Raw genomic sequence first — 26816 nt, 5'->3', positions numbered from 1 at the left:
CAGCCTTCGTGGGGATGCGGCCGGAAAACATCTCATAGCAGGCCGTAAATCGCCGCCGCCTCCTGTTTCAGCTTTTCCATCATCGACCGGTAGGGCCCCGGCCCGTAGCTGATGCGGCCGACGCCGAGCCGTGCCAGGGTTTTCACATCGGGCGCGCCCGCCCGCATCATGACATTGACCGGCAGCGACGATGCCGCACAGATCTTTTCGATCAAGCCAGGATCGATCAGGCCGGGCACGAAGAAGCCGTTGCCGCCGGCGGCGGCATAGGCCTTGCCCCGCTCGATCGCCTCGTCCACCAGACCGGCATGTTTGGCAAGATCGCTCTCCGCCAGGAAGAGGTCGGTGCGGGCGTTGATGAAGAAGGGGACGTCCTTGGCGTCGGCCATGGCGCGAATGGCGCGGATGCGGGCCGCCTGGCTCTCGACGGGATAGAGCCCCTCGCCGGCAACGACGCGATCTTCAAAATTGATGCCGACGGCGCCGACCTCGACCAGCCTGGCGACATTGGCCGCCGCACCCTCGGGCTCCGCCGAATAGGCGCCTTCGAAATCGACCGAAAGCGGCAGGTCGACGAAATCGGTGATGGATTTCGCCGTCTCGACCAGCACCGACATCGGCAGCTTCTCGCCGTCGGCAAAACCGTGGGCCGCGGCGACCGACCAGCTTCCCGTCGCGAGCGCCTTAGCGCCGGCTTCCGCCACCGCCTTCGCGGTGCCGGCATCCCAGATATTGTAAAGGACCACCGGATTGCCCTTCTGGTGAAGCGCGCCGAATACCCGGGCCTTTTCAGTCTGGTTCATGCTGTCTCCTCCGTCTTTGCTTCTGTGCTTATCTTCTCTTCATGGCGCAGCAGCCATTGCTTGCGCCAGAGGCCGCCGCCGTAGCCGGTCAGCGACCCGTCCGCGCCGAGGACACGATGGCAGGGCACGATGATGGCCAGCTGGTTGGCGCCATTGGCGCGGCCGACGGCGCGCACCCCCTCCGGCCGTTCCATCTCCCTCGCAAGATCGCCATAGGTCCGCGTCTCACCGACGGGTATCTCCATCAGCTTTGCCCAGACATGTTTTTCGAAGGGCGTGCCGCCGAGCGCCAGCGGCGTCCTGAAGACGCCGAGCCGGCCCTCGAAATAGTCCCGGATCTCCGCCTCGATCTGATCGATGACCGGGGTGCGGCCGATCGCGACCGAGGAACGGACGCGTCTCTGCAGCGCTTCGAGCTCGGCCGACAGCGCCTTGCGATCGTGAAATTCGAGAAGATGCAGATGCGTCTTGTGGGCAACCGCGATCATCGGTCCGAGCGGGGTGTCGAACCAATCGGCAAAGAGCAGTTCGCGGCTCTGCGAAAGCGCCGGCGCCTTGCCGACGAGCCGCTGGAAAGCCGCGCGAAAACCGCTCGGCGATTCGTATCCGGCGTCGATCTGCGCATCGATGACGCGCGCGCCGGCGGCGAGCTGCCTGGCCGCCTCGCCGAGCCGGCGATAACGGACGAAATCATGGAAGGTCACGCCGAACGCCCGCTTGAAGGCGCGGCGCACGGTCGAGGGCTCATGGCCGCGGCGAACGAGCTCGTCTTCGCTCCAGCGGACCTCCGGCTCGTCCTCGAGCCGGGCGAGCAAGGTGTCGACGATCGGCTCCCGGCCCGGCTGCTCCAGCGGCCTGCAGCGCCGGCAGGGACGGAAGCCGGAATGCAGGCAGGCGGCGATCGTGTCGAAGAACAGGGTATTTTCCCGCTTCGGCTTGCGAGCCGGACAGGTCAGCCGGCAGAAGACGCCTGTTGTCTTGACGCAGACATAGGCCTGGCCCTCATAATCGGCGCTGCGCGCGACCAGGGCCTCATAAAGCGTATCATCGTCGGGGCGTTCGAACAGCATGCCCGCTTTCTAGCATCCCGCGCCTGCCGCGTCCGCCGAAAATCGGGCGTCTATTTTATTCCGCCGCGTCGAGGCTCTTGATATGCCGCTGCGGGCGCAGCATCGACTCCTCCTCGGCATCCTGTGGCGCGCCCCAGAAATTCTCGAGCGTCGGGCCATTCCTCAGATGGCGGCGGCGGAAAAGAAATTCGAAAACCTCATGAAACCAGACGCGGCGGCCCATCTGCGTGTACCAGCGCATGGAATGGCGCTGCTCGCGGTCGCGATGGAAGAGAGTGCGCATCAGCGCCTTCGGCCGCGCCTGGACCGTAACCTCGATAAGCTTGACGCAGGCGATCAGCACGAACGGGTGGAGGTACCGCATCTTCAAGACCTGATGCTTGTAATCCCATTTACGGATATCGGTCTCGATCACCTGCCGGTCACGGGCGATGCGGAAGAAGGGCGTCCAGCGATGCGGAGTGACGTAAAGCGCCTGGATCTGGTCGGGATCGTAGGAGAGCAATTGCCGGAGGCCTCGCCAGAGGTCGCTGAGCTTCTCTTCCTCGAAACCGACGACCCAAGTCGCCATCGAGAGGATATCGTGCTGGCGCAGGAGCCGGATTGCCTCCCTGTCGGTTGTTTTGGCTCCGCCCTTCTTGATCAGCGCCAGGGTTGCCTCATCGGTGTTTTCCATGCCGAGCAGCCAGCGTACGACGCCTGCCTTGCGATAGAGATGCAGGATATCGGCGTCCCGGACGATATCATCCGCGCGCGTCGAGCCGACGATCTGCACCGGCACATTCTCGGCGATCATCGCTTCCAGGAACGCCAGCCAGGCCTTGCGCGACGAGGTCGGGTTCTCATCAGCGAGATTGATGAGTTCGACACCCCGCTCGCGATAGAGTCTGGCGATCTCGCGGGCAAACAGTTCCGGCGAGCGGTGACGCCAGCGGGTCCAGAAGCCGCGCTGGCCGCAATAATTGCAAAGATGCGGACAGCCGCGGGAGAACTGCATCACCACCGCCCGCTTGCCACCCCAATAGCTGTAGCTGGCATGGTCGATCAGTTCCCAGCCGATGCGATAGGCGTCGAGATCGGCGATCGCCTGCGCTGGACGGGTTGCCCGGATTTTGCCGTGGCCGTCACGATAGGCAATGCCGGCAATGGCATCAAGCGGACGGTTGGCGGCCAGGCCATCGGCGAGGCGCCGCATCGTTTCCTCGCCCTCGCCGCGGACGAGAAAGTCGAATGCCTCGGTCTCGGCCAGCACCTCCCGCCAATGGTAGGTGGGGAACACCCCACCATAGACAATGCGGATCGCGGGATCGCTGCGCTTCACCGCTTCGGCGATCGCGCGGGCCGTGGGGTGGGCCGAAGTCGAGCCGGAATGGCCGATCAGCACAAGATCCGGACCGTTTGCCTTGGTCCGGTCGATGATTTCCACCATCGTCATCGGTCCGAACTCGGCATCGATGAGGCTGACATCGTGACCGTCATCGATCAGCGGGCCTGCGACCGCGAGAAGGCCGAGCGGTGGAAGGTGATCATCGGGAATACGGCTGCCGATCGCGGTATGCGGCGGATTGATCAGAACGATCTTCATGCGACTTTACCCTTCCGGGTCCCCCCTGTCTGACGCAGGCAGAAGTCACCAGCGATCCATGGCCATATTCAGCCAGAATCTCTTTAAAGTTGTGAAAATCTGGCGGCATTTTCAAGAAGGCGGCGGAAACCGGACACTTGCAAAAGCCTTTGGTTTCCCACCGCAGCCATGCGATAAGACCACATGACAAAGATCGACCGCACCCCCGAAAAAGCCGATTTCGACCACGTTACCGACTGGGTTTTCGACCTCGACAACACGCTCTATCCCCATCATGTCAATCTCTTCGCGCAGATCGACAGGAACATGACCGCCTATGTCGCCGCGCTCTTACAGTTGGAGCGGGAAGAGGCGCGCAAGCTGCAGAAGCAATATTATCTCGAGCACGGCACGACGCTGCAGGGTCTGATGATCCATCACGGCATCGATCCGAACGACTTTCTCGAGAAGGCTCATGCAATCGATTATTCGGCGCTGATGCCGCAGCCGGAACTCGGGCGGGCGATCAAGGCGCTGCCGGGGCGTAAATTCATCTTCACCAACGGCAGCGTCAAACATGCGGAGATGACGGCGGGAGCGCTCGGCATTCTCGAGCATTTCGACGACATCTTCGACATTGTCGCCGCCGATTACGTGCCGAAACCGGCGCAGGCGACCTATGACAAGTTTACAGCGCTGAAGCGCGTCGACACCGGCAAGGCGGCGATGTTCGAGGATCTGCCGCGCAATCTGACGGTGCCGAAAGCGCTCGGCATGCAGACCGTCCTGCTCGTGCCGCGCAATCTGGAAGAGACGGTCGTCGAGTGGTGGGAAAAGACCAGCGGCGAGGAGGATCACATCGATTTCGTCACTGACGACCTCGTTGCGTTTCTCGGCAAGGTGACCAGATCCGGCGATTGACGTCACCTTACCAAAGTTTCACCCAGCTTACCGATGTTTAACTGGGTCTTTTCAGCCCGCTGCCATAGCCTCTTTCGTCAAGGGACGCCTTACGAAAGGGAAACACGATGTACCGCAACAAGCTGATACTGGCAGCGCTCTCCTCCGTCCTCGTTCTCGGCGCAGCCGCCGGGACAAGCTTTGCCGCGCCCGGCAACGGGCCGCGTCCGCATGATGCCGGCATGGACGGTCCGGGCCGCGACGCCTTCCTCGAAATCACCTATGTCCGCATGCTCAAGGAGTTCGACGCAAACAAAGACGCAAAGGTCTCCAAGGAGGAGGCGACCAGCGGCCTCGACAAGGTCTTCGCCGAGATCGACACCAACAATGACGGCTCGCTGACGCCCGGCGAAATCCGCCAGTACCGGCAGACGCAGCTGCAGGCGATGAAAGATCAGCACAAGCAGGAGGCCGGCGACGAACAGGACGCGAACGCGGCGCCCGACATGCCGGACGACGAGCCCGGGCAGCCGCCCCGCGGCGGTCATGGCGATCATCACTGGATGCGCCATGGCGGCAACTTCATGCGCGCCTCGATGATGATGCGCCGGGTCGACACCGACGAGAACGGCCAGATCTCCAAACAGGAAGCGGTCGCCGCCTTCGATAAGCTGTTCACCCGCATGGACCGCAACAAGGACGGCGTCATCTCGATCGACGACATGCCGGACCGGCCGCTCCTGTAAGGGTCGACGAACATTGCCCCGCTCTTTCCCCGCTCCGGCGGGGGGAGATGTTAGTGCTCGTAGAAATCCTGGACGATCTTCCATGCGGCGTCGGCCGTGTCGACGAAGCTGATCAGCTTGACGTCGTCAGGCGCGATCGTACCGAATTCGGCCAATGCCTCGAAATTGATGATGCTTCGCCAGAAGGCCTCGCCGAACAGGATCAGCGGCAGGCGCTCCATGCGCCCGGTCTGGATCAGCGTCAGGCATTCGAAGAATTCGTCGAGCGTTCCGAAGCCACCGGGAAAGACCGCGATCGCCTTGGCGCGCACCATGAAATGCATCTTGCGAATGGCGAAGTAGTGGAAGTTGAAGCTGAGCTCCGGCGTCACATAGGCGTTCGGCGCCTGCTCATGCGGCAGCACGATATTGAGGCCGATCGAAGGTGCGCCCTCGTCGGCCGCGCCGCGATTGCCCGCCTCCATGACGCCGGGCCCGCCGCCGGTGACAATGACATATTCCTGGAAGTCGAAGCCCGCCGAATATTTCGAGCAGAGCCGGGCGAATTTGCGCGCCTCGTCATAATAGACGGACGCCGCCTCCAGATTGACGCGCTGGATGTCGTTGCGCGCCGCCCAGGCGCTCTGGCCGGGGGCGGGAATGCGGGCGCCGCCGAACATGACGACGGTCGAGCGGATGCCACGTTCCGTCAGCATCATCTCGGTCTTCAGCAGTTCCAGCTGCAGGCGGATCGGCCGCAGTTCTTCGCGGCAGAGGAAATCCTCATCGACATAGGCAAGGCGATAGGCAGGCGACATCGTCTGCGGCGTCTTCGGCACGGCTTGCGCCCGCTGCCTGTCGGTCGAGCTGCTTTTCAGCGGGTCCCATACGCCGTCCTTGCGCCTAGAACCGCCGTTTCGTCCCTTCGCCATGTCGAAATGCCTTTCAGTACTGCCGGCCTCAGTGCCGGATATGTCGCTATAACGCCTTGAAACCAGATTGATCCTGCCCGAAAAATAATTCCATTCTACGGGCGCATGCTGTAGAGCAGGACACAATCCCGCCAACCGCAGTTCCGGAGACCGCGCCGTCTCCACGATAAAGATCGAAGTTTAAGGAATTCCCATGAGCGCCACCGACCTTGCATCCCTCGAAAAGACCATCGAAACCGCTTTCGACAATCGTGACAATGTGAACATGTCGACGAAGGGCGAGGTCCGCGATGCGGTCGAAGCAGCGCTCAACCTGCTCGATGAAGGCAAGGCGCGTGTCGCCGAACGCGGTGCCGACGGCGTCTGGACGGTCAATCAGTGGCTGAAGAAGGCCGTGCTCCTGTCCTTCCGCCTCAACGACATGGAGGTGGTCAAGGGCGGCTCGGGCAATTCCACCTGGTGGGACAAAGTTCCCTCGAAATTCGAAAACTGGGGCGAGAACCAGTTCCGCGCCGCCGGCTTCCGCGCCGTTCCCAACTGCGTCGTGCGCCGCTCGGCCTATATCGCGCCGAACGCCATCCTGATGCCCTCTTTCGTCAACCTCGGCGCCTATGTCGGCGAAGGCACGATGGTCGATACCTGGGCGACGGTCGGCTCCTGCGCACAGATCGGCAAACATGTGCATCTGTCCGGCGGCGTCGGCATTGGCGGCGTGCTGGAGCCGATGCAGGCCGGCCCGACGATCATCGAGGACAATTGCTTCATCGGCGCGCGCTCGGAAGTGGTCGAGGGCTGCATCATCCGCGAAGGCTCCGTGCTCGGCATGGGTGTTTACATCGGCAAGTCGACCAAGATCGTCGACCGCGCCACCGGCGAGGTCATGTACGGCGAAGTGCCGCCCTATTCCGTCGTCGTCGCCGGTTCGATGGCCTCGGCCAATGCGACGATGGCCAACGGCCTGCCGGCGCCGCACCTTTACTGCGCCGTCATCGTCAAGCGCGTCGACGAACAGACCCGCTCCAAGACCGGCATCAACGAGCTGCTCAGAGATTGATGACACCGGCACTTTGATCCGGTAAACAGACGGCGTCTTTTTAGGCGAGGCGACTCCGCCTTGCCATGTCTTTGCCATTCCCGCCGGATAGTTCGACCGCCATGACCGCAACCGACCCCGTCGTCAATCTCCAGGCTTTGATTCGCTGCCCGTCCGTGACGCCCGCCGAAGGCGGCGCGCTCACGGCGCTCGACGCCATGCTCACGCCGCTCGGCTTTACGGTCGACAAGGTGATCGCACGCGAAGAGGGCACAGCCGATATCGAGAACCTCTATGCCCGCCTCGGCAGCGACGGCCCGCATCTGGTGTTTGCCGGCCACACCGATGTCGTGCCGGTCGGCGACGAAGCCGCCTGGACGCATCCGCCCTTTGCCGCCGAGGTATCAAATGGCGAGCTCTTCGGCCGCGGCGCCGTCGACATGAAGGGCGGCATTGCCTGTTTCGTCGCCGCCATCGCCCGCCATATCGAGAAGAACGGCCCGCCGGCCGGCTCGATTTCCCTGCTGATCACCGGCGACGAAGAAGGCCCGGCGATCAACGGCACCGTCAAGCTGCTGCAATGGGCTACGGAACGGGGCGAGCGCTGGGACGCCTGCCTGGTCGGCGAACCCACAAATCCCGACAGGCTCGGCGACATGATCAAGATCGGCCGGCGCGGCTCGCTGTCGGGCAGGATCACGGTGCACGGCGTGCAGGGCCACGCGGCCTATCCGCACCTTGCCGACAATCCCGTGCGCGGCATCGTCCAGCTGACGCAGGCGCTGATGGATCCGCCCTTCGACGGCGGCACCGACGATTTCCAGCCGTCGAACCTCGAGGTGACGACGGTCGATGTCGGCAATCCCGCCACGAACGTGATTCCGGCAAAGGCATCGGCGAGCTTCAACATCCGCTTCAACGACAGCTGGACCGTCGACACGCTGCGCGCGGAAATCTTGCGGCGGCTCGATGCCGCCGCCGGCAACGACCAGCTGCGTCCGGGCCGGGAGCCCGTGAAATACGATATCGTCTGGGCCGACCGGCCGAGCCACGTCTTCCTGACGCGCAACAATGCTTTGATCGCCTCGCTGTCTTCGGCCATCGAAAGCGTCGCCGGCCGCTCGCCGGCGCTTTCGACCACCGGCGGCACGTCGGATGCCCGCTTCATCAAGGACTATTGCCCGGTCGTCGAGTTCGGCCTCGTCGGTCAGACGATGCACATGGTCGACGAGCGTGTCGCCGTTGCCGATCTGGAGACGCTGACGGCGATCTACGAGACCTTCATCGACCGCTGGTTCGCCCATGCCGGGTCTTAGGGAAGTCCAGTATTATCTGGCCGGCCTCTGGCTGCTGATCCGGATGGATCCGCGCGGCTTCCGCTTCCTCGATCTGTCGGAGCGCGGCGTCAACCGCTCGTTCTGGGCGATGGTCTGGTGCCTGCCGCCGATGGGCATTTCCTGGCTCTGGTGGCGACAGGCCTTCCTGCGCTCGATGCCGCCGGACGCCGATGTCGACCTCGCCTTCTTTATCAGGCTCGGCCTCGTCGAGATCGCCAACTGGATCGTGCCGCTGGTCTTTGCCGGGCTGCTGCTGCTTGCCTTCCGCATGGGCGAACGCTTCGCCCCCGTCGTCGTCAGCGTCAACTGGCTCGGTGTGCCGCTCTCCTATATCAACGGCTTGCTGCTGGCACTGGTGTTCTTCCTGCCTGGCGCCGTCGGCCTCGTCTCACTGCTGCTGCTCGCCTTCATGCTGGCACAGGTCTTCGTGCTGGCGCGCATCCTCAGGATGATCTGCCACGATCACCCGCTGATGGTCGGCGCGCTGACGCTGGTGCTGCTGGTGCCGTCGATGATCCTTTCGGAATATCTGCAGCACTTTCTCGGCATCTATCCGGCCTGACCCAAGCTGGTCGCATGAGATCCCGCCTGGACATCATGAGAGATCGTCGTCGCTTTCGTCGGCGGGCCTACGGCGATCGGTGATCACTCCGGGATAATCCACCTGCAGGAAATAGAGCCCGTCGGGCGGCGCCACCGGGCCGCAGGCCTTGCGCTCGCGCGCTTCGAGCGCCGCCTCGACATCGTCGGGCGTCCACTTGCCCTCGCCGGCAAGCTTCAGCGTCCCGGCGAAGGAGCGGATCTGGTTGTGAAGGAAACTCTGCGCCGTGGCACGGATTTCGATCAGCGCGCCGCTACGGGTCACGTCGAGCCGGTCGAGCGTGCGCACCGGGCTGTTCGCCTGGCAATGGGCGGAGCGGAAGGTAGAGAAATCATGCCGGCCGACCAGCCGCTGGGCGGCGGCATGCATGACCTCGTGGTCGAGAGTCTTCGGCACCCACCAGGCCTTGCCGGCTTCGAGCGCCAGCGGCGCCCGGCGGCTGACGATACGGTAGAGATAATGGCGACGCAAAGCCGAGAAGCGGGCGTCGAAGAATTCGGGAACCGCCTCGACGTCGAGAATGGAGACGCGCTCGCCGGCAAGCCTCAGATGCGCATTCAGGGCGTTCTGCAGCTGGTAGGGCGACCATTCCTTCGAAAGATCGGCATGAATCACCTGTCCCATGGCGTGGACGCCGGAATCGGTGCGGCCGGCGCCGCGGATCGAAACAATCTCGCCGGTCAGCGACAACACCGCGGCTTCGATCGCACCCTGCACCGAAGGACCATTCTCCTGCCGCTGCCAGCCGACATAGGGGCCGCCGTCATATTCGACGGTCATGCGGAAGCGCGGCATCAGGAGAGCCTCGTGCCCGCCGCCAGCGGCGTGCCCCTGAGGAAATCGGCCGCGGCGAGCGGCTTGCCGCCTGCCTTTTGCAGCCGCGTCAGCCGCACAGCGCCAGAGGCGCAGGCCACGACGAGATCGTCGGTCAGCAACTGTCCGGCCGCCCCCTGCCCCTCAGCCAGCTCTGAGCCCAGCACCTTCACCCGTTCAGGCCTGCCGCCGATCTCAAGCTCGAACCAGGCGCCCGGAAACGGCGCCAAACCGCGGATATGGTTGTGCACTTCTAGCGCCTGCCTGGCGAAATCGATGCGCGTCTCGGCCTTGTCGATCTTGGCGGCATAAAGCACGCCGTCTTCCGGCTGCGGCGTCAGTGGCAGGTCGTTCATTTCAAGCTTCACCATGGCTTCCGCCATCGCCTTGGCGCCGACCTGCATCAGTCGGTCGTGCAGTTCGCCTGCCGTCATGTTCGGGCCGATCTCGACTTCGCGGCTCAGCGCGACGGCGCCGGTATCGAGACCCTTGTCCATCTTCATCACCATCATTCCGGTCTTTGCATCGCCGGCCATGATCGCCCGCTGGATCGGCGCGGCACCCCGCCAGCGCGGCAGCAGCGAGGCATGGCCGTTATAGCAGCCCTCGCGGGTGCCGTTCAAAACCGCCTCCGGCAGCAGCAGCCCGTAGGCGACGACGACGGCGACATCGGCCTTGAACGCGGCAAACTTCTCGCGCTCCTCTGGATCCTTGAAATTGACCGGCGTGAAGACCGGCAGACCGAGCAGTTCGGCCGCCTGATGCACCGGCGATTTCTGCAGATCGAGCCCGCGCCGGCCGCCCGGCCGCGGCGGCTGCGTATAGACGGCGACGATCCTGTGGCCGGCGTCGACGAGCAGGCGGAGGGTCGGAACCGAGAACTCCGGGGTTCCCATGAAAATGATGCTAAGAGACATTCTATCTCGCCAATTGAGGATCAGCCGTCTTCAAACCGGTTTACGAGCTTGAACCTCCATCATGGCATCAATGATATCATGATGCCTCCCCGGTGCATTTTCAACGCAACACTCAGAGTGCCTTGGACTTGGCCGCCTTGGTGAACTTCTTGATCACCATCTCGCGCTTCAGCCGCGAGATATGATCGATGAACAGCACGCCGTTCAGATGGTCGATCTCGTGCTGCAGGCAGGTGGCGAGCAGGCCGTCGGCTTCCACCGTCTGTTCCTTGCCGTTGCGGTCGAGATATTTGACCGAGACCACCGCCGGACGCTCAACCTCGGCATAATAATCGGGAATCGACAGGCAGCCTTCCTCATAGACCGAGCGATCGTCGGAGGATTTGACGATCTCCGGATTGATGAAGACCTGCGGCTGCTTTTCTTCGCCTTCGCGCGACACGTCGATCACCAGCATGCGGCGCGGCACGCCGATCTGGATGGCGGCAAGGCCGATGCCGGGGGCGTCATACATGGTTTCCAGCATGTCGTCGGCAAGGCGCTGCAGGTCGGCGTCGACCCGCTCGATCGGCTTGGACAGCTGGCGGAGAATGGGATCTGGAAGAATGATGAGTGGCTTGATGGTCATGGGCGTTCCCATAACCCATCTTTTCTCACTATGGAATTATCCGGCGGGCGGGGAAGACGCTTTTTTGCATCCCCGCCCGGAATTCTGCCATATTCGCGTCAAGCCGCCCGGCGGGCAGCGGCGACCGAACGGCCGTCCGGCCTAGCGCGGAAACGCTGCAACAGCGCGATCAGGCTTTCCACCTCGTCCTTGAGGCGGCGGGTTTCTGCCGAGGTGCGCTCGACCATGCCGGAATTCTGCTGGGTGATTTCGCCCATGCTGCGGATCGCCACGCTGACCTCGTTGACGCCGGTTGCCTGATCGCGGGCGGCAGCGGCGATATCGGCGACGAAGCGGTTGATGATATCGATGCGGCTGATCATGTCGTTCAATGCCTCGCCGGTGCTGGAGACGATGCCCACACCCTCATTGACCTGGATCGAGCTCTGCGAGATCAGGTTCTTGATCTCCTTGGCGGCTTCGGCCGTGCGCTGGGCGAGCTGGCGAACTTCCTGGGCGACGACGGCAAAACCCTTGCCGGCATCACCGGCACGCGCCGCCTCGACGCCGGCATTCAGCGCCAGAAGATTGGTCTGGAAGGCGATCTCGTCGATGACGCCGATGATCTTGGAAATTTCGGTCGAGGATTTTTCGATGCCGGCCATCGCCGAGACGGCGCTGGTGACGAGTTCACCTGAATTCTTCGCCTTCTGCTGCGTCTCACGCACGGCGCCGGATGCCTTTTCGGCGTTGGCGGCGGTCTGGCCGACGCTGACGGAAAGCTGCTGCAGGGCCGCCGAGCTCTCTTCGACGCCGGCCGCCTGCTGGGCGGTGCGCAGCGACAGGTCGTTGGTCGCATTGGAAATGACGTCGGCGCCGCTCATGATCTGGCCCGACGTATCGCGTACGGATGCGAAAGACTGGCGAAGGGCGCTGACGGCGCGGTTGTAATCCTCGGCCATCTGCCTGAAATCACCCGGCAGATCGGCGGGTAGAGTGGCTTCGAGATCGCCGTTCGACAGTGCTTCCAGGCCGCGGCGCAGTTGCTCCAGGGCGATGGCCTGGTCGGATTGCGTCTTGGCGCGCTCCTCTTCCAACGCACGGCGTTTGGCTTCCAGCGTCTCGAGATAGACCGAGATGGAATAATCCATGTCGAGCATGCCTGCCTTAATGACGGCAGACAGCTTCTCGGCCAACTGCCTGCCCTGCTGGCGCGCGAAGAGCGAAGGCCACTGCTTCTCCATGATGCCTTTGACGAGTTCGGACATGACGAGAGCATAGCCACCGATATACCAGCGCGGCTCCAGTCCAATGCGGGCATGGGTGCGACCGACCGCAGTCACGCCATCGACATAGCTTTGGTCGAAGCTACCGCCTGCAAGATTGGCCCAATGATCCTGCTGCCGCTTCTTGGCATGGCCGACATGGTTCTTGTCCGTGAAGAAGCTCGAGACCGCGGGGGTCTTGGCGATCTTGGCATAGAACTTATCGAGAGCGCCGCCGATCAGCTCGGCAATAACAGGGCGCAGGTCCCGCATCGAGTTGCGCGCCGTCTCGTCCAGTTCGATGAAATCGAGGCGCTGTCTGAGCGCATTGTCGGTCTGCTGGGATGTCATGGGTGTCTCTGTTTGTTGGCGCGACGACGCGGGAGGGAATTCTGCGCCACAGCTTTTGGCGAATATGATTGAGCAATCGTTAAATCCAGCCGTGATTTTCGCGCGTTGGCCAGCAAGGCGCGGCGGCCCGCGAAGATATTGAGGATCGCCGCTTTCGTTCACGGTTTGATCTATATATTGCCGCGTCTTCTGTTATGGTTGCGCCATGACCGTCACGTCCGAATCACTCGCAGCTTCCGTCGCCTCGATCAGCCCGGCCATGCTGGCGCTGACCGGCGGCGTTCTTGCAGCCCTCATCCTGCTGGTGATCATCCTTTTTCTCCGCGCCGCCGGCCTTCGCCGAGAACAGGCGGAGGAGGCGGATCTGCGCGCCAGGGAAAGTGCGATGCGCATGGCCGAACTTTTGAAGATCCAGGCGGAGATGCAGGGCCGCATCACGGCGATGGCCGAAGTCTTCGGCGCACGGCAAAGCGAACTCAACCAGGCAATCAACCAACGCCTCGACGGCATGTCGCAGCGCATGAGCTCGACGATCACCGAGCAGACCAAATCGACGCATGAGAACCTGCAACGGCTACAGGAGCGGCTGGCGGTCATCGACGCGGCGCAGAACAATATCCAGACGCTCGCCAAGGACGTCGTCGGGCTGCAGGCCATCCTTTCCGACAAGCAGACGCGCGGCGCGTTCGGCCAGTCGCGCATGGAAACGATCGTCGCCGACAGCCTGCCGATGGGCGCCTATGCCTTCCAGCAGACGCTGTCCAACGGCTCGCGACCGGACTGCACGATCCGTATGCCGAATGGCGCGCCGCCGCTCGTCATCGACGCGAAATTCCCGCTCGAAGCGTGGAACGCCATCCGCGACGCCGCCGGCAGCCCCGATGCCGCCAAGCTCGCCGGCCAGCAGTTCCGCCGTGACATGGAGATCCATATAAGGGACATTGCCGAGAAATATCTGATCCAGGGGGAAACCCAGGATACGGCCTTTCTCTTCGTGCCGTCCGAATCGATCTTTGCCGAGCTCCACGAAAATTTCGAGCCGGTGGTGCAGAAGGCGCACCGGGCGCGCATTGTCATCGTCTCGCCGTCGCTGCTGATGCTGTCGATCCAGGTCATCCAGGCCGTCCTGAAGGACCAGCGCATGCAGGCGCAGGCGCATCTGATCCAGGGCGAGGTGGCGCTGCTGATGGACGATCTCGGCCGTCTCGACGAGCGGGTGCGCAAGCTGCAGGGCCATTTCGCCATGGCGCAGAAGGATATCGACATGGTCGTCACGTCAGCCGACAAGCTCACCAGGCGCGGCGCCAAGATCGAAGCGCTGGAATTCGAGGCGGGCGGCGATATCCGGCCGGCCCGTGACGACGAGACCCCGGCCAAATCGGTGGAAAGCCGCACCGGTCTTCTCAAGCTTCGGGTGGTTGACGAGGAGTGACCGCTTCGGGCAGTGTCTGCCCCGCATTTCAGATAGGAGTTGGAGCATGACGTCGCCGGCATGTTCCAAAGGACGGGACATCCTCATGATCACAGTTTTCGGGTCCATCAACATGGATCTCATCGCCACGACGGACCGCCTGCCGAAGCCCGGCGAGACGGTGGCCGGCAATAGCTTTGCCACGGCCGCCGGCGGCAAGGGCGCCAATCAGGCGCTGGCAGCCCGCCGCGCCGGCCGCTATGTGCATATGGCCGGCGCCGTCGGCAAGGATGGTTTTGCCGCCGATGCGCTCGCCCTGCTCGATGATGCCGGAACCGACCTCTCCCTCGTCAAACATGTCGACGGTCCCACCGGCACGGCGCTGATCCTCGTCGGCGGCGATGGCGAGAACATGATCGCCGTGGTCCCCGGGGCCAACGGCCTGGTAACGGCAGCCGATGCCGAGGCGGCAGTCGGCAAGATGAGCGAAGGCGACATTCTGATGCTGCAGCTCGAAGTGCCGGTCGACGCCGTCGAACGCGCGCTGTCGGCCGCCCGCGCCAAGGGCGTCACCAGCATCCTCAACCTGGCGCCGCTGACTCCAGACGCGCCGCGTCTCGGGCGCCTGGCCGATATCGTCATTGCCAATGAGACCGAATTCGAGCGGCTCGCCGGACAGGACGGCATGGACGTCGAAGCGCGCGAGACGGCACTTCACCGCCTGCATGCCGAAACGGGTCAGACGCTCATCGTCACACTCGGCGGCGACGGGGTCATCGCCATTCGCGACGGGGCGATTTCCAGGGCGCAGGGCCTGAAAATCGAACCTGTCGATACCGTCGGTGCGGGAGATACCTTCTGCGGCTACTTCGCCGCCAGCCTCGACGAAGGCCTTGATTTTTCCTCGGCGCTGCGCCGCGCGGCCGTCGCCGGCTCGCTCGCGTGCCTCAAGGCGGGAGCGCAGCCTTCGATCCCGGCAAGCCAGGACGTCGCGGACAGAATATAGTTTCAGTTTCTTTGCGAAGCCGCCGAGAAACCAATCATTTTTGAGGGAAATTTCGGCGGTTTTCCTTGCCTCGGCCATTCGAGTTTCATTCAAATTTAAGGTATTTCCGGCGATCTTCCTCGTGGTCGCCGGCGTCCTTCGTGTTTGCAGCCGGCCGCCAGTTCAAAGTGCTGCAGCGTCCCATCGCGTCTTGAAAGACGGGCGCCGCTGCAGGCGGCTGCTCCATGACGGGGCGATGCCTTCGCTCCTGCGCCGGAGAATGCCCATTCGGCGTATCCTTGCCCGAGGACCCCATGTTTATTTTTCGCATGAAATCGCTTGCCGCGAAACTTCTCGTCATCACCGGCATCGCCATCGCACTTGTTCTTGTCGTCTCGAACTTTTTCCTCATCGACCAGACACGCGATCGCGTCCAGACGCTGACGATGGATCAGGCCAACCTCGAGGCAAAATCGATTGCCAACGAAATCGCCGCCAATGTCGGCGAACTCGCCAGTGCGGCGCGCACCATGTCGGGGGTCATCGGCCGCGGCCATGAGGGCAAGTCGCTCGACCGCAAGGGCATGATCAACGTGCTGAAAGCCAATCTCGAGCAGAACGCCTTCGCTTTCGGCAGCTGGTTCTGCGAGCAGCTCGGGGCGCTCGACGGCAAGACGACCGAGATCGCCAACAACAATGACGAAGGCACGAACAAGAACGGCGCCTTCACCCCCTACTGGTCGAAAACCAAGGATGGCGGCGTCCAGTACTCGACCTTCGACAATGATTATACCGCCGAATGGTGGAAGCTCGCCGCCGACAGCGGCAAGGGCGCGATCACCACGCCTTACCTCGCCGAGGGAACCGATGTCCCGACGCTGCTGACCTCGATCGCCTATCCCGTCACGGCGGGCGGCAAGATGATCGGTCTCGCCGGCGTCGACATTTCGCTGAAGTCGCTCACCGACAAGCTGCAGGCGCTGCATCCTTTCGGCTCCGGCCGCGTGACACTGCTGTCGCAGGCCGGCAACTGGATCGTCGCGCCGATCCCTGACCTGATGACCAAGCAATATGACGGCGAGGGCGCCGACGTCGTCAAGTCGGCGCTGTCGAACAAAGAGCCCGGCCTCGTCAGGAACCTGGCCTATGACGGCCTCGATCCCTTCGACCGCGTCGTCTATCCCTTCGCCGTTCCCGGCGTCAACGCCACCTGGGTCGTGCTCGTCGATGTCCCGCACACCGCCATCAATGCACCGGTCAAAGACCAGACCTACATGATGATCATCAACGGGCTGATCGTGCTCGGCGCGGTCATGCTGGCGCTCTATTTCGCCGTCCGTTCGCTCGTGCAGCGGCCGCTCAGCGGGCTGGTCGCCAGCGTCAAGGCACTCAGCGACGGCCACTACGAGGGGGCCGTCGCAGCTCAAGATCGGAGCGACGAGGTCGGTTCGGTCGCCAAGGCGCTCGAAGGCTTCCGCTTTGCGCTCGCCGATGCCAGGCGGTTCGAAGACGAAGCTGCCAGAGAGCGGCAGGCGGCGGAGGCCGAGCGCGGTCGCTCGGAATCGGAACGCCAGGAATCGGTATCGCTGCAGCGCCATATCGTCTCGATCGTTGGCGCCGGTCTTTCCGAGCTGTCGCGCGGCAATCTCGGCCACCGCATCACCGACGACTTCCCCGGCGAATACAGCAAGTTGAAGCAGGACTTCAACGCGGCGCTTGCAAGCCTCGAAGAGACCATCAACACGATGACCCTCAGTGTGGCCAATATCGGTTCGGGCACCGGCGAGATCAGCAACAGCGCTTCCGACCTCGCCAAGCGCACAGAACAGCAGGCGGCAAGCCTGGAAGAGACGGCGGCCGCCCTCAACGAGCTCACCGCCCAGGTCGATTCCAGCGCCGATAATGCCCGAATGGCGGCCGAAAACGTCAGTCTCGCCTGCCAGGACGCCGAAAGGTCCGGCGAGGTGGTGCAGAAGGCGATCGCCTCGATGCAGGGGATCGAACAGTCTTCGACGGAGGTATCGCGAATCATCGGTGTCATCGACGAGATCGCCTTCCAGACCAATCTTCTGGCGCTGAATGCCGGCGTCGAAGCGGCCCGCGCCGGTGAGGCCGGCAAGGGCTTTGCAGTCGTCGCCCAGGAAGTGCGCGAACTCGCCCAGCGCTCGGCCAACGCCGCCAAGGAGATCAAGACGCTGATCAACACCTCGGCCATCCAGGTCAAGGAAGGCGTCGATCTCGTCGGGCGTGCCGGCGGCGCGCTGCACAAGATCGCCGATCAGGTGATGGGCATCAACGACCTCATCCGGCAGATCTCGGCCTCGGCGAGTGAGCAGGCCGTCGGCCTCAAGGAAATCAACCAGGCGATGAACCAGATGGACCAGGTGACGCAGCAGAATGCGGCAATGGTCGAGGAAGCGACCGCCGCCAGCGTGGCGCTCAACGACGAGGCGCAGACGCTGAAGGCGCTCGCCACACGCTTCCGGGTCTCCGGTTCGGGCAACGCCGCTCATCTCACCGCCGTCGCCCAGCAGATGCGGGCGCCGGCTGCTTCGCCTCGGGCCGCGGCCCCGGCAGCCCGCCGAGCGGCGGCGCCGTCGCGCGGTTCCGCCGCCGTGGCGCAGGAGAGCTGGGAAGAGTTCTGATCGCTCCGTTCCATTGCAATGAAAAAGGCGCCTGCGAAATCAGGCGCCTTTTTCGTCAGGAACAGAAGCGGTTCAGGCCGCGTTCGAGGTCTGCTCTTCGTTAAGGAAAGCATAGATCGCCGAAGCGGAATCGGTGGCGCGCAGCTTTGCCACGAGATCGTGATCACGCAGGACGCGGGCGATGCGCGACAGCGCCTTAAGATGATCGGCGCCAGCCCCTTCCGGCGCCAGCAGCAGGAAGACGAGATCGACCGGCTGGTCGTCCAGCGCCTCAAAATCGACCGGCTGCTCCAGCCGGGCAAAGATGCCGACGATCGAATGAATGTTCACCAGCTTGCCGTGGGGAATGGCGATACCGTTGCCGACGCCGGTCGAGCCCAGGCGTTCGCGCTGCAGGATGACGTCGAATATCTCCCGTTCGGAGAGCCCGGTGATCCTTGCGGCTCGTGCCGCCAATTCCTGAAGCAACTGTTTCTTGGAATTTACTCTGAGGGCGGGAATGATCGCATCCTGATGGAGCAAATCTGCCAATGCCATTTCTTTTTCCTTCTGTCGCCGGGATCAGATGCTGCGGGGGAGCGGCGGCGATACCGCCGCTCACCGCCCTGACCTCAGCCTTTGATACTGGCCGAATCGATCCAGCCAATATTCCCGTCGTGGCGACGGTAAACAATGTTCAGATGTTCCTTGCCGGGGCTGCGGAACAGGAGAAGCGGCTCGTCGGTCATGTCAAGTGCCATCACGGCGGTGGCGACTGACATGGTCTTCAGCTGCTTCGTGCTTTCAGCGACGATAGCCGGGGCGAAATCGTCGGGAATTTCATCCTCGTGATCAGGAACGGAGTCCATGACCGTGTAGGAGACTTCTGCAAAACCATTCAGGTGGTTTCCGGCATGATGGTCCTTCAGCTTGCGCTTGTAGCGGCGCAGACGCTTCTCGATGCGCTCGGAAGCGGCGTCGAAGGCGAGCTGCGGATCGGTTGCTTCGCCGGCGGCATGCAGCACCACCCCGCTGTCGAGATGAAGCTTGCAGTCTGCCGAGAAACGAGAATTCGCCTTTTCCACGGTCACCTGGCCGGAATACCCCCCGTCGAAGTATTTCGTGATGGCCATACCAATTTGGTCCTCGATCTTTTGACGGAAGGATTCACCAATTTCCATATGTTTCCCGGATACACGCACACTCATGGAGTTTCCCTTCTTATGGTCGTTTGCGGGTATCAGTTTACGCCAAGCCTCAGGTTCATCCAAGCACTTCGCGCAATCTCAAGCAAGATCGGCGTGGGCCTGCGGGTCCTCGGTGCCCTTGGGATGATGGGGATAACTTCAAAAAGCGCTCACGGCGCCGATTGCGGCGGGCTTCTAGCCAGAGCTTACCCAAAAGTCAATAGGCGACAAACCGCCCCACCGGGAAGCGCTCTCATAGGCTGCGGAAGACCCCTTGGACAGAAGGCTTGCGGCCGATCTCCATTTCGACAGCCTCAGGCGCTTCGCGCTGGCGTTGCAATGGCTCGGGCCGGGATCGTCATGGCGATAACACCGAGAATGACGCAAATCAGTCCGATCCACGCCGTCGGGCTCAATCTTTCGCCGAGGAAGACGATACCGGTCGCGACGCCGATCGGCACGCGCAGATAGGCCTGCGAGGTGGTCCCGACCGAACCCAGCGTCTGGACGAGGCGGAAATAGATCGCAAAGGCAAGCGCCGTCGAGAAGGCGGAAAGAGCAAGCAGCGCCAGCATCGATGCGGCCGAAGGAACGAGCGTCCACGGCCGATCGACGAGCAGGCTCACGGGCATCAGGATCACCGCGCCCGAGATCAGCGAGCCGGCGGCCGGCACGGCGGGATCGAGCCCTTTGAAGTTCTTGCTGAAAATGGCGGCACCGGCATAACAGATGGTCGCCAGGATGATGGCGAGTTGTGCCATCAGGCTTTCGCCTAGACCACCGAGCGCTTCGACGCCGATGACGAAGCAGATGCCGGCAAGCCCGGCCACAACGCCGAAGAGCTTGCGTAAGGTCACCTGCTCATGGCGGATCAGCAGCGCGGTCAACAGGAAGGTGAAGATCGGCGTCGCCGAATTCAGGATCACCGCCAGCCCGGCATCGACGGACTGTTCGGCCCAGGCGATCAGCGTGAAGGGAATGACGCTGTTGAGGCAGGCCTGAACGACGAAGCGGCGCCATATGGCCGGGTCGCGCGGCAGACGGACGCGCCGATGGCGAAGCACGGCGAGCAGAATGGTGCCGGCGATCAGCGTACGCACCGCGATCAAGGTTACCGGCGGGATGGTTTCGACGCCGATCTTGATGAAGGTGTAGGAAGAGCCCCAGAGGGTCGCCAGCACCAGAAGCAGGGCAAGTTCTCTGGCAAGGCTCGGACGTTGCGGTGTCATGGTCGGCACTTCGATCTTCGTTTCAGACACCGGAGAGTTAGCGGAATTTGCGCAGCGGATGTTTCGATCAAGACCGAAGCGTCAGAAGCCCGCGACCTTGGCGAGCGCCCGCTTCTCGCGGCGTCGCTGGACCGAGGAGGCGATGTTCATCGCTTCCCGGTATTTCGCCACCGTGCGGCGGGCGAGATCGATGCCGCCCTTCTTCAGCATATCAACGATGTCGTCATCAGAGAGCACCGCTTCCGGGCTCTCCTGGAGGATCAGGGCGCGGATCTTGTGGCGTACGGCCTCGGCCGAATGGCTGTCGCCGCCTTCGACGGCGCTGATCGAAACGGTGAAGAAATATTTGAGCTCGAAGAGGCCGCGCGGCGTCAGCATGTATTTGTTCGAGGTGACGCGGCTGACGGTGGATTCGTGCATCTTGATCGCCTCGGCCACGGTCTTCAGGTTCAGCGGCCGCAGGTGATCGACGCCGTTGAGCAGGAAGGCATCCTGCTGGCGGACGATCTCGCTTGCCACCTTCATGATGGTCTTTGCCCGCTGATCGAGGCTGCGCGTCAGCCAGTTGGCGCTCTGCAGGCACTCGGAAAGGAAGGCATGATCCTCACCGTTCCTGCTCACGCGCGAAAAATAGGACTGGTTGACCAGCACGCGCGGCAGCGTATCCGGATTGAGTTCGACCAGCCAGCCGCCGTCTGCCGAGGGCCTGACGACGACATCCGGCATGATCGCTTCGGAAACACCCGCCTCAAATCCGCTGCCGGGCTTCGGATTGAGCTGGCGGATCTCACCGAGCATGTCGAGAAGGTCTTCCTCGTCAACGCCGCAGAGCCGCTTCAGCGTGGCAAAATCCCGCCGCGCCAGCAGTTCGAGATTGTCGACCAGCGCCTGCATGGCAGGGTCGTAGCGGTCCTTCTGCCTGAGCTGGATCGCCAGGCATTCAGCGAGGCTGCGGGCGAAAACACCCGGCGGATCGAGCGTCTGGAGGGCGGCGAGCACGTGTTCGACCTGTTCGAGGCTGGTCCCAAGCCGCTCGCCGGTCTCGACGAGATCGGTCTGGAGATAGCCGGCGTCATCGAGTTGATCGACGAAATTCTGGGCGATGAGCCGGTCGGTCATGTCGGGCAGGACGAAGGGGATCTGCTGAGCGAGATGGTCGCGCAGCGACAACTGGCCGGCGACGAAATCGTCGAGATCGTAATCGGCGCCCTCGGCGCTGCCCGGCATCGACTTCCACTGGCCGACAAGCTCCGGCGCATCGAGGCGCTGCGGGCCACCGTCATCGGGAAAGACATTGGTATAATTGGCGTCGAGCTCGTCGTTCAGCCGTCCGGTGCTTTCGCTGCCGCCATTGTCGTACCAGTCGCTGGAGAGCGCCTCGGCACGATTGTCGGCGCCGTCGTCAGAGCCGGCATCCTCCGGCGGCTGGCCGAACTGCTCGTCCTCGCCGGCACCACGTTCGTCGCCCGCCTCGCCGTCGTTCGACGGGAATTCGAGCAGCGGGTTCTTTTCCACCTCCTGGGCGATGAACTGATTGAGCTCGAAATGCGTCATCTGCAGCAACTGGATGGATTGCATCAGTTGCGGCGTCATCACCAGGGACTGGCTCTGGCGCAGGAAAAGATTGGCGGACAGTGCCATGACGGACGCGAAACTCCCCTCAATTCCTCCGGGAAACCGCGTCCAGTTAACGCTCCAGGCCACGGAAACCAAGTTGGCCCAAAAATTGCTTTTTTATCTCATTTGGTCAAGCGGAACTACGCGGCAAGGTGAATTTCCGTGCCGGCGAGAGCATGACGGATTCCAATGTCAGGCCGATTTGGCCTGAAATCAGCCTGATCCAGCGTCAGAGGCTGAATTTGTCGCCGAGATAGAGCCGGCGCACTTCCGGATTATTGACGATGTCATTGGCTCGGCCATGGGTCAGCACTTCGCCGGCATGAATAATATAGGCGCGATCGATGAGGCCAAGCGTCTCGCGCACATTGTGGTCGGTGATGAGAACACCGATGCCGCGCGCCGTCAGATGGTGGACGAGGTTCTGGATGTCGGCGACCGAGATCGGGTCGACACCGGCAAAGGGCTCGTCGAGCAGCATGAAGGTCGGGTCGGTCGCCAGCGCACGGGCGATTTCGAGACGGCGGCGCTCGCCGCCGGAAAGAGCGACGGCGGCACTCTTGCGCAGCTTCTGGATATGAAATTCCTCCAGCAGCTCGTTCAGCTTCTGCTCGCGCTCGGCCTTGTCCTTGACATGCACTTCCAGGACGGCGCGGATATTTTCTTCAACCGTCAGGCCGCGAAAGATCGAAGCTTCCTGCGGCAGGTAACCGACGCCGAGGCGGGAGCGGCGGTACATCGGCATGGCGGTGACGTCGTTGCCGTCGATCTCGATCGTACCTTCATCCACCGGCACAAGGCCCGTAATCATGTAGAAGCAGGTCGTCTTGCCCGCACCGTTCGGGCCGAGCAGGCCGACGGCTTCGCCGCGACGCACCACCAGGGAGACGCCGTTGACGACACGGCGCGTCGCATAGGTCTTGGTCAGACCACGGGCGATCAGCGTTCCCTGATAGCGGCTCTTGTCGGCGGCACCCGCATCTTGCGGCTCAGGCCTGCCGAACATAGTGGATAGCGATGATAATTTCACGTGGGAGGCCGGTTCAGTTCTGCTTCTGCGCGTTCGGCTGCGATTTCGGATCGAGCTGAATCTGGACACGACCGCCGCAGCTTTCAAGCTCCGCCTGGCCGGTTTGCATGTGAACGGTCAGCTTGCAGCCGGTGAAGACGTTCGGACCGTCCGACAGAATGACCTTGTTTCCCTGATCCGCGGTCAGGATGAATGTCTGCGAGGCCATGTCGAAATTGCCGTCGTCGGCAGTCGCCGTCTGCGTGCCCGAGACCAGGTAGACCTTGTCCGTCACCAGGATCTTGTCGATATCGGCACTTCCGGATGCGAGCGAAGCGGACTTTTCCGGCTGGGCGGCGGGCTGAGCCCCATCGGCGGCCGGCTTTGCCGCCTTGTCCTTATAATAGACGGTCATCTTGCCGGACTGCATCGTCGTCGTGCCCTGGACGACCTTGACATTGCCGGTGAAGAGGGCGGTGTGTTCCTGATCGTGAATCTCCAGCTTGTCGCTCTCGATCTGAATCGGCTGATCGTTGGAAAGTTTCATGCCCGACATCGTGGTCGACTGCGCGCCAGCCCCCGAGGCTGTCAGGATGAGGGCAAATGCGCCGGCAATGAATGCTACGCCCGTCTTGCGAGCTGAAATGCGACAATCTTTTGTCATGGATGACCCGGCTGGTTAGGTGCCCTGTTTATGGATGGTGGATGAATCGACATTCATGCGAACATTCCCCTCGAATGTGATCACCCGCCCCTTATCTGTTATCTCAAGCGTCTTCGCAACAATGGAGGCATTGTCCTTGGTGATGGTGACGGGGTCGTCGCTGCGCATGTTGCCGCCCTTGATGTCGAGCCGGGCGGACTGGAATTGCGCGCTGAGGCCGCTGCTCAGAACCAGAGTGAAGGGCGCCGTCATATGCAGATTGTCGGTGGCGCGATTGTAATCGGCGGTCGAGGCGACGACGCGGGCGATCAGGCCGTCATTCATCGGCACGGCGGCCTTGATGGTTTCGAGAGTGATGAGATCGGGATTGCGGATATCCTGCAACGCCCGTTCGGCGAGCATCGAATAGTTGATGCCGTCGGAATTGCGGCCCGCGATCGCCGGCTTTTCCATCACGACCTTACCGTTCTCGATCTTGGCACCTTCGAACTTGATGTTTTCCGGCAGGTAGATGCTGACCAACGCCACCGCCGTCAGCCCAGCGGCGACGATGAGGGCCGCCACCGGCAGCAGGATCTTCAGCCGCCGCACGCGGGCGGAATGGAACAACGCATCGCCATAGGCGCTCCTGCCGGAGCCCACATAAGCGGCATTTCCGTTGTTCTTCAGGGTATCGAGCATAGGTCTCGTTCCATGTGCGGTGATTGCCGCGCCTCATAACAAAGCCGGCCACCAATCACAGTTCGTTTCGCATTATTACATTGGCTTGCCAATATGGAATTTTTTCTGCAACAAGCAACAAAACGGAAAAAATCGAAAAGTGGCATTCGTGCGCGCCGCTGCCGCCTATTTCACCGGATCGATCGGCGCCATGCCGACGCCGGCCAGCGCTGGAGGTTTTTATGGACAGTTCGATCATCGCCGATCGCCGGCGGCTGCGCCGCAAGCTCGGCTTCTGGCGCATCGTCGCGGTCGCCCTCGTCGTGGCGCTTGGCCTGGCCTTCTACGACTTTGCCTTCGGCGGCGCGGGAACCGAACGCCCACATATCGCCCATGTGACGATATCCGGTCTGATCGTCGACGATGATGAGCTTCTGGAGCGGCTGAAGAAGGTCGAGACCAGCGATCAGGTGAAGGCAGCGGTGATTTCGATCTCCTCGCCCGGCGGCACGACCTATGGCGGCGAAAAAATCTTCAAGGCGATCCGGGCCATATCGGCCAAGAAGCCCGTCGTCTCGGACGTGCGCACGCTTGCCGCCTCGGCCGGCTATATGATTGCCACGGCCGGCGATACAATTATCGCCGGCGACAGCTCGATCACCGGCTCGATCGGCGTGATCTTTCAGTATCCGCAGATCCAGCCGCTGCTCGACAAGATCGGCGTGTCGCTGCAGGAGATCAAATCCTCACCGCTGAAGGCCGAGCCTTCGCCCTTCCACGAGGCGAGCGAGGACGCCAAGGCGATGATCCGCAACATGGTGGTCGACAGCTACAACTGGTTCGTCGACCTTGTCGCCGACCGGCGCAAGCTGCCACGCGAGGAAGTGCTGAAACTCGCGGACGGCACGATCTATACCGGTCGGCAGGCGCTCAAGGTAAAGCTCGTCGATACGATCGGCGGCGAGCCCGAAATCCGTGCCTATCTGAAATCGCGCGGGGTCGACACCAATCTGCCGATGGTGGACTGGGACAAGAAGAGCAACACGCCGTTTTTGCTCGCTGGGGCTGTTTCACGGTTGATTACGATCCTCGGTTATGATGATCTCGTCAAAGGCCAGGATATCAATGGAATCCTACCCCCGAAGTTGCTTCTTGACGGGCTGCTTTCAGTTTGGCAGGTTGGCCGCGATTGATAAGAAATCAATAATTTAAGGGGGCGACTGTGATCAAGTCCGAATTGGTGCAGATTGTTGCGGCACGCAACCCGCATCTCTATCATCGCGATGTCGAAAATATCGTCAACGCGGTTCTCGACGAGATCACCGATGCACTGGCTGCGGGCAACCGCGTCGAATTGCGCGGCTTCGGCGCGTTTTCGGTCAAGAACCGCCCTTCCCGCTCCGGCCGCAATCCGCGCACCGGCGATACCGTCTTCGTCGAGGAGAAGTGGGTACCCTTCTTCAAGACCGGCAAGGAGCTGCGAGAGCGGCTCAATCCCGGCCAGGCCGACGAAGAGGATTGAGCGCACAGACGACCTGCGGCGAAACCGCACTTGAACTTGCAGGCGGTTTTCCTATTCTGCTGGCGCATCGGCCCGAAAATCGGAAATCGATCTTCGGGCCGATGCGTAGACACAACGCGCCATTCGAAGAGAGCGGCGCCGTCCGACGCATGGAGACCTCAATGGCCAAGAAGATTATCAACCTCTTGATTCTGCTGCCGCTCGGCGTCGTTCTCATCGTCTTCTGCGTCGCCAACCGGCAGAGCGTCACGCTCGCCTTCAATCCGTTCCGGCCTGACGATCAGGTGCTTGCGGTCTCCGCGCCCTTTTTCGTCTTCCTGTTCATCGCGCTGATTTCGGGCATGCTGATCGGCTCGGCCGCCACCTGGTTCAGCCAGGGCAAACACCGCAAACGGGCACGCACCGAGGCCAAGGAAGCCATTCGCTGGCAGGGCGAGGCCGATCGCCACCGGACGCGCGCCGAGGATATCGCCGGCCAGCTGCCGGCACGGTAAGAGCGTTGGCCGCACGTCAAACGGGAAAGAAGCTCAGCTCCTCATAATCGCCCTCCGGCGACGCGCCGTTGCCGGTCACCTGGAAACCGTGGGAAAGGTAGAAGGCCTTCGCCCGGCGGTTGTTCACCAGGCATTTCAGCCGGTATGCATGTCGCGGCCATTCCGGCAGCGCCTGCAACAACGCCGTGCCGGCGCCGAACCGCTAGAATTCCGGTCTTATGTAAAGCATGTGAATGAAATCGTCCTCCGGCCAGAGCGACAGGAAGCCGGCAAGGCTGCCATCGGCTTGCTCGCAGACGAGGATCGTCTCGCCATTGGTATGGGCGGCAAAATCCTCGCGATGGAATTTGCCGGGATCGACCCAGACGAATGTCTGGCGCCGAACGGACAGATAGATATCCGCGAGCATGTCCTGGTCTTCCGCCCGCGGCGGCCTGATGGTCCATGTCATGATGAGCCCTTAAACCAAGCGCCTGCCGCCGCCAAGTCCACAGCG

At 62.4% G+C, this 26816-nt stretch carries 27 protein-coding genes and 1 pseudogene; 11 read left to right on the top strand and 17 right to left on the bottom strand.

From position 1 onward, the window contains the following. Positions 1 to 32: 32 nt before the first annotated feature. The 3 genes from J2J99_RS02335 to bchE are packed head-to-tail and all read right to left on the bottom strand — an operon-like array spanning position 33 to position 3458. Positions 33 to 803, bottom strand: a complete 771-nt coding sequence (locus J2J99_RS02335; protein ID WP_168295259.1) for an isocitrate lyase/PEP mutase family protein — start codon at positions 801 to 803, stop codon at positions 33 to 35. Further along, the gene (locus J2J99_RS02330; RefSeq protein ID WP_168295260.1) at positions 800 to 1873 is read right to left on the bottom strand and encodes a bifunctional transcriptional activator/DNA repair enzyme AdaA; all 1074 of its coding nucleotides are present in this window, start codon (positions 1871 to 1873) and stop codon (positions 800 to 802) included. The genes J2J99_RS02335 and J2J99_RS02330 overlap by 4 nt, the downstream gene beginning before the upstream one ends. Positions 1874 to 1928: 55 nt before the next feature. After that, positions 1929 to 3458 (bottom strand): magnesium-protoporphyrin IX monomethyl ester anaerobic oxidative cyclase, encoded by a 1530-nt coding sequence (bchE, locus tag J2J99_RS02325; RefSeq protein ID WP_168295261.1) that lies wholly within the window; start codon positions 3456 to 3458, stop codon positions 1929 to 1931. 183 nt (positions 3459 to 3641) lie between these two features. Between bchE and J2J99_RS02320 the strand changes: the two genes are divergently transcribed. Beyond that, complete coding sequence (locus J2J99_RS02320) at positions 3642 to 4358, top strand: pyrimidine 5'-nucleotidase (protein WP_168295262.1); 717 nt, start codon at positions 3642 to 3644, stop codon at positions 4356 to 4358. A gap of 107 nt (positions 4359 to 4465) precedes the next feature. After that, positions 4466 to 5083, top strand: a complete 618-nt coding sequence (locus J2J99_RS02315; RefSeq protein ID WP_168295263.1) for a CREC-EF hand family protein — start codon at positions 4466 to 4468, stop codon at positions 5081 to 5083. A gap of 50 nt (positions 5084 to 5133) precedes the next feature. Here the strand turns inward: J2J99_RS02315 and J2J99_RS02310 are convergent, their stop codons facing one another. Further along, positions 5134 to 5994: an LOG family protein gene (locus J2J99_RS02310; RefSeq protein ID WP_168295264.1), complete on the bottom strand. Its 861-nt coding sequence runs from the start codon at positions 5992 to 5994 to the stop codon at positions 5134 to 5136. A 193-nt stretch (positions 5995 to 6187) separates the two neighbouring features. Here J2J99_RS02310 and dapD point away from each other — a divergent pair, with 193 nt between their 5' ends. The 3 genes from dapD to J2J99_RS02295 all read left to right on the top strand — a co-directional run bounded on the left by dapD (position 6188) and on the right by J2J99_RS02295 (position 8926). Continuing rightward, positions 6188 to 7048 carry a 2,3,4,5-tetrahydropyridine-2,6-dicarboxylate N-succinyltransferase gene (gene dapD / locus J2J99_RS02305; RefSeq protein WP_168295265.1) on the top strand — a complete coding sequence of 287 codons (861 nt, stop codon included), beginning with the start codon at positions 6188 to 6190 and terminating at the stop codon, positions 7046 to 7048. Between the two features lie 101 nt (positions 7049 to 7149). Further along, positions 7150 to 8343 (top strand): succinyl-diaminopimelate desuccinylase, encoded by a 1194-nt coding sequence (gene dapE / locus J2J99_RS02300; RefSeq protein ID WP_168295266.1) that lies wholly within the window; start codon positions 7150 to 7152, stop codon positions 8341 to 8343. Continuing rightward, positions 8330 to 8926 carry a hypothetical protein gene (locus tag J2J99_RS02295; RefSeq protein WP_168295267.1) on the top strand — a complete coding sequence of 199 codons (597 nt, stop codon included), beginning with the start codon at positions 8330 to 8332 and terminating at the stop codon, positions 8924 to 8926. Before dapE ends, J2J99_RS02295 begins: the two co-directional genes overlap by 14 nt. Before the next feature lie 33 nt (positions 8927 to 8959). On the opposite strand, the gene truA is transcribed toward J2J99_RS02295, so the two are convergent. The 4 genes from truA to J2J99_RS02275 form a co-directional block, all read right to left on the bottom strand. Then, the gene (truA, locus tag J2J99_RS02290; RefSeq protein WP_168295268.1) at positions 8960 to 9760 is read right to left on the bottom strand and encodes a tRNA pseudouridine(38-40) synthase TruA; all 801 of its coding nucleotides are present in this window, start codon (positions 9758 to 9760) and stop codon (positions 8960 to 8962) included. Beyond that, on the bottom strand, positions 9760 to 10695 hold the full coding sequence (fmt, locus tag J2J99_RS02285) for a methionyl-tRNA formyltransferase (RefSeq protein WP_168295269.1): 936 nt from the start codon (positions 10693 to 10695) through the stop codon (positions 9760 to 9762). The genes truA and fmt overlap by 1 nt, the downstream gene beginning before the upstream one ends. A gap of 112 nt (positions 10696 to 10807) precedes the next feature. After that, positions 10808 to 11323 carry a peptide deformylase gene (gene def / locus J2J99_RS02280; protein WP_168295270.1) on the bottom strand — a complete coding sequence of 172 codons (516 nt, stop codon included), beginning with the start codon at positions 11321 to 11323 and terminating at the stop codon, positions 10808 to 10810. Positions 11324 to 11421: 98 nt separating this feature from the next. Further along, a complete protein-coding gene (locus J2J99_RS02275) occupies positions 11422 to 12918 on the bottom strand; it encodes a methyl-accepting chemotaxis protein (RefSeq protein WP_168295271.1) in 1497 nt (498 codons plus the stop codon). Positions 12919 to 13123: 205 nt separating this feature from the next. On the opposite strand from J2J99_RS02275, the gene J2J99_RS02270 reads away from it, so the two are divergent. The 3 genes from J2J99_RS02270 (at position 13124) to J2J99_RS02260 (ending at position 17959) form a co-directional block, all read left to right on the top strand. Next, on the top strand, positions 13124 to 14350 hold the full coding sequence (locus tag J2J99_RS02270) for a DNA recombination protein RmuC (RefSeq protein WP_168295272.1): 1227 nt from the start codon (positions 13124 to 13126) through the stop codon (positions 14348 to 14350). An 85-nt stretch (positions 14351 to 14435) separates the two neighbouring features. Then, positions 14436 to 15335, top strand: coding sequence for a ribokinase (locus tag J2J99_RS02265; RefSeq protein WP_168295273.1), 900 nt, complete (start codon positions 14436 to 14438; stop codon positions 15333 to 15335). Positions 15336 to 15628: 293 nt separating this feature from the next. After that, positions 15629 to 17959, top strand: coding sequence for a methyl-accepting chemotaxis protein (locus tag J2J99_RS02260; protein WP_168295274.1), 2331 nt, complete (start codon positions 15629 to 15631; stop codon positions 17957 to 17959). A gap of 72 nt (positions 17960 to 18031) precedes the next feature. On the opposite strand, the gene ptsN is transcribed toward J2J99_RS02260, so the two are convergent. The 8 genes from ptsN to J2J99_RS02220 all read right to left on the bottom strand — a co-directional run bounded on the left by ptsN (position 18032) and on the right by J2J99_RS02220 (position 24563). After that, a complete protein-coding gene (ptsN, locus tag J2J99_RS02255; RefSeq protein ID WP_003570770.1) occupies positions 18032 to 18496 on the bottom strand; it encodes a PTS IIA-like nitrogen regulatory protein PtsN in 465 nt (154 codons plus the stop codon). A 74-nt stretch (positions 18497 to 18570) separates the two neighbouring features. Continuing rightward, positions 18571 to 19146, bottom strand: coding sequence for a ribosome hibernation-promoting factor, HPF/YfiA family (gene hpf, locus J2J99_RS02250; RefSeq protein ID WP_168295275.1), 576 nt, complete (start codon positions 19144 to 19146; stop codon positions 18571 to 18573). A 293-nt stretch (positions 19147 to 19439) separates the two neighbouring features. Further along, the gene (locus J2J99_RS02245) at positions 19440 to 20354 is read right to left on the bottom strand and encodes a DMT family transporter (protein ID WP_168295276.1); all 915 of its coding nucleotides are present in this window, start codon (positions 20352 to 20354) and stop codon (positions 19440 to 19442) included. Between the two features lie 81 nt (positions 20355 to 20435). Further along, positions 20436 to 21995: an RNA polymerase factor sigma-54 gene (rpoN, locus tag J2J99_RS02240; protein ID WP_168295277.1), complete on the bottom strand. Its 1560-nt coding sequence runs from the start codon at positions 21993 to 21995 to the stop codon at positions 20436 to 20438. A 205-nt stretch (positions 21996 to 22200) separates the two neighbouring features. Next, positions 22201 to 22977: an LPS export ABC transporter ATP-binding protein gene (lptB, locus tag J2J99_RS02235; RefSeq protein ID WP_168295278.1), complete on the bottom strand. Its 777-nt coding sequence runs from the start codon at positions 22975 to 22977 to the stop codon at positions 22201 to 22203. A 37-nt stretch (positions 22978 to 23014) separates the two neighbouring features. Then, positions 23015 to 23644 carry an LptA/OstA family protein gene (locus J2J99_RS02230; protein WP_168295279.1) on the bottom strand — a complete coding sequence of 210 codons (630 nt, stop codon included), beginning with the start codon at positions 23642 to 23644 and terminating at the stop codon, positions 23015 to 23017. A gap of 15 nt (positions 23645 to 23659) precedes the next feature. Beyond that, on the bottom strand, positions 23660 to 24325 hold the full coding sequence (lptC, locus tag J2J99_RS02225) for an LPS export ABC transporter periplasmic protein LptC (protein ID WP_168295280.1): 666 nt from the start codon (positions 24323 to 24325) through the stop codon (positions 23660 to 23662). 55 nt (positions 24326 to 24380) lie between these two features. Beyond that, positions 24381 to 24563 carry a hypothetical protein gene (locus tag J2J99_RS02220; protein ID WP_168295281.1) on the bottom strand — a complete coding sequence of 61 codons (183 nt, stop codon included), beginning with the start codon at positions 24561 to 24563 and terminating at the stop codon, positions 24381 to 24383. On the opposite strand from J2J99_RS02220, the gene sppA reads away from it, so the two are divergent. From sppA to J2J99_RS02205, 3 genes are all read left to right on the top strand, one after another. Further along, positions 24547 to 25497 (top strand): signal peptide peptidase SppA, encoded by a 951-nt coding sequence (gene sppA, locus J2J99_RS02215; protein WP_168295282.1) that lies wholly within the window; start codon positions 24547 to 24549, stop codon positions 25495 to 25497. The genes J2J99_RS02220 and sppA overlap by 17 nt on opposite strands. Before the next feature lie 29 nt (positions 25498 to 25526). Beyond that, positions 25527 to 25826: an integration host factor subunit beta gene (locus tag J2J99_RS02210; RefSeq protein ID WP_003544934.1), complete on the top strand. Its 300-nt coding sequence runs from the start codon at positions 25527 to 25529 to the stop codon at positions 25824 to 25826. Positions 25827 to 25987: 161 nt separating this feature from the next. Continuing rightward, positions 25988 to 26320 carry a LapA family protein gene (locus J2J99_RS02205; RefSeq protein ID WP_168295283.1) on the top strand — a complete coding sequence of 111 codons (333 nt, stop codon included), beginning with the start codon at positions 25988 to 25990 and terminating at the stop codon, positions 26318 to 26320. A gap of 16 nt (positions 26321 to 26336) precedes the next feature. Here the strand turns inward: J2J99_RS02205 and J2J99_RS02200 are convergent. Continuing rightward, a pseudogene (locus J2J99_RS02200) lies at positions 26337 to 26771 on the bottom strand (GNAT family N-acetyltransferase). Positions 26772 to 26816 lie beyond the last annotated feature (45 nt).

Source organism: Rhizobium binae (genome assembly GCF_017357225.1).
In the GTDB taxonomy this organism is placed as follows: domain Bacteria; phylum Pseudomonadota; class Alphaproteobacteria; order Rhizobiales; family Rhizobiaceae; genus Rhizobium; species Rhizobium binae.
Note: the sequence above shows the minus strand (reverse complement) of the source record. Positions and strands in the feature narration are given on the sequence as shown.

Excerpts from the sequence above, each read along its gene's own strand:
- J2J99_RS02335 (WP_168295259.1), bottom strand. The coding sequence starts at position 803 with ATGAACCAGACTGAAAAGGCCCGGGTATTCGGCGCGCTTCACCAGAAG.
- J2J99_RS02330 (WP_168295260.1), bottom strand. The coding sequence starts at position 1,873 with ATGCTGTTCGAACGCCCCGACGATGATACGCTTTATGAGGCCCTGGTC.
- bchE (WP_168295261.1), bottom strand. The coding sequence starts at position 3,458 with ATGAAGATCGTTCTGATCAATCCGCCGCATACCGCGATCGGCAGCCGT.
- J2J99_RS02320 (WP_168295262.1), top strand. The coding sequence starts at position 3,642 with ATGACAAAGATCGACCGCACCCCCGAAAAAGCCGATTTCGACCACGTT.
- J2J99_RS02315 (WP_168295263.1), top strand. The coding sequence starts at position 4,466 with ATGTACCGCAACAAGCTGATACTGGCAGCGCTCTCCTCCGTCCTCGTT.
- J2J99_RS02310 (WP_168295264.1), bottom strand. The coding sequence starts at position 5,994 with ATGGCGAAGGGACGAAACGGCGGTTCTAGGCGCAAGGACGGCGTATGG.
- dapD (WP_168295265.1), top strand. The coding sequence starts at position 6,188 with ATGAGCGCCACCGACCTTGCATCCCTCGAAAAGACCATCGAAACCGCT.
- dapE (WP_168295266.1), top strand. The coding sequence starts at position 7,150 with ATGACCGCAACCGACCCCGTCGTCAATCTCCAGGCTTTGATTCGCTGC.
- J2J99_RS02295 (WP_168295267.1), top strand. The coding sequence starts at position 8,330 with ATGCCGGGTCTTAGGGAAGTCCAGTATTATCTGGCCGGCCTCTGGCTG.
- truA (WP_168295268.1), bottom strand. The coding sequence starts at position 9,760 with ATGCCGCGCTTCCGCATGACCGTCGAATATGACGGCGGCCCCTATGTC.
- fmt (WP_168295269.1), bottom strand. The coding sequence starts at position 10,695 with ATGTCTCTTAGCATCATTTTCATGGGAACCCCGGAGTTCTCGGTTCCG.
- def (WP_168295270.1), bottom strand. The coding sequence starts at position 11,323 with ATGACCATCAAGCCACTCATCATTCTTCCAGATCCCATTCTCCGCCAG.
- J2J99_RS02275 (WP_168295271.1), bottom strand. The coding sequence starts at position 12,918 with ATGACATCCCAGCAGACCGACAATGCGCTCAGACAGCGCCTCGATTTC.
- J2J99_RS02270 (WP_168295272.1), top strand. The coding sequence starts at position 13,124 with ATGACCGTCACGTCCGAATCACTCGCAGCTTCCGTCGCCTCGATCAGC.
- J2J99_RS02265 (WP_168295273.1), top strand. The coding sequence starts at position 14,436 with ATGATCACAGTTTTCGGGTCCATCAACATGGATCTCATCGCCACGACG.
- J2J99_RS02260 (WP_168295274.1), top strand. The coding sequence starts at position 15,629 with ATGTTTATTTTTCGCATGAAATCGCTTGCCGCGAAACTTCTCGTCATC.
- ptsN (WP_003570770.1), bottom strand. The coding sequence starts at position 18,496 with ATGGCATTGGCAGATTTGCTCCATCAGGATGCGATCATTCCCGCCCTC.
- hpf (WP_168295275.1), bottom strand. The coding sequence starts at position 19,146 with ATGAGTGTGCGTGTATCCGGGAAACATATGGAAATTGGTGAATCCTTC.
- J2J99_RS02245 (WP_168295276.1), bottom strand. The coding sequence starts at position 20,354 with ATGACACCGCAACGTCCGAGCCTTGCCAGAGAACTTGCCCTGCTTCTG.
- rpoN (WP_168295277.1), bottom strand. The coding sequence starts at position 21,995 with ATGGCACTGTCCGCCAATCTTTTCCTGCGCCAGAGCCAGTCCCTGGTG.
- lptB (WP_168295278.1), bottom strand. The coding sequence starts at position 22,977 with ATGTTCGGCAGGCCTGAGCCGCAAGATGCGGGTGCCGCCGACAAGAGC.
- J2J99_RS02230 (WP_168295279.1), bottom strand. The coding sequence starts at position 23,644 with ATGACAAAAGATTGTCGCATTTCAGCTCGCAAGACGGGCGTAGCATTC.
- lptC (WP_168295280.1), bottom strand. The coding sequence starts at position 24,325 with ATGCTCGATACCCTGAAGAACAACGGAAATGCCGCTTATGTGGGCTCC.
- sppA (WP_168295282.1), top strand. The coding sequence starts at position 24,547 with ATGGACAGTTCGATCATCGCCGATCGCCGGCGGCTGCGCCGCAAGCTC.
- J2J99_RS02220 (WP_168295281.1), bottom strand. The coding sequence starts at position 24,563 with ATGATCGAACTGTCCATAAAAACCTCCAGCGCTGGCCGGCGTCGGCAT.
- J2J99_RS02205 (WP_168295283.1), top strand. The coding sequence starts at position 25,988 with ATGGCCAAGAAGATTATCAACCTCTTGATTCTGCTGCCGCTCGGCGTC.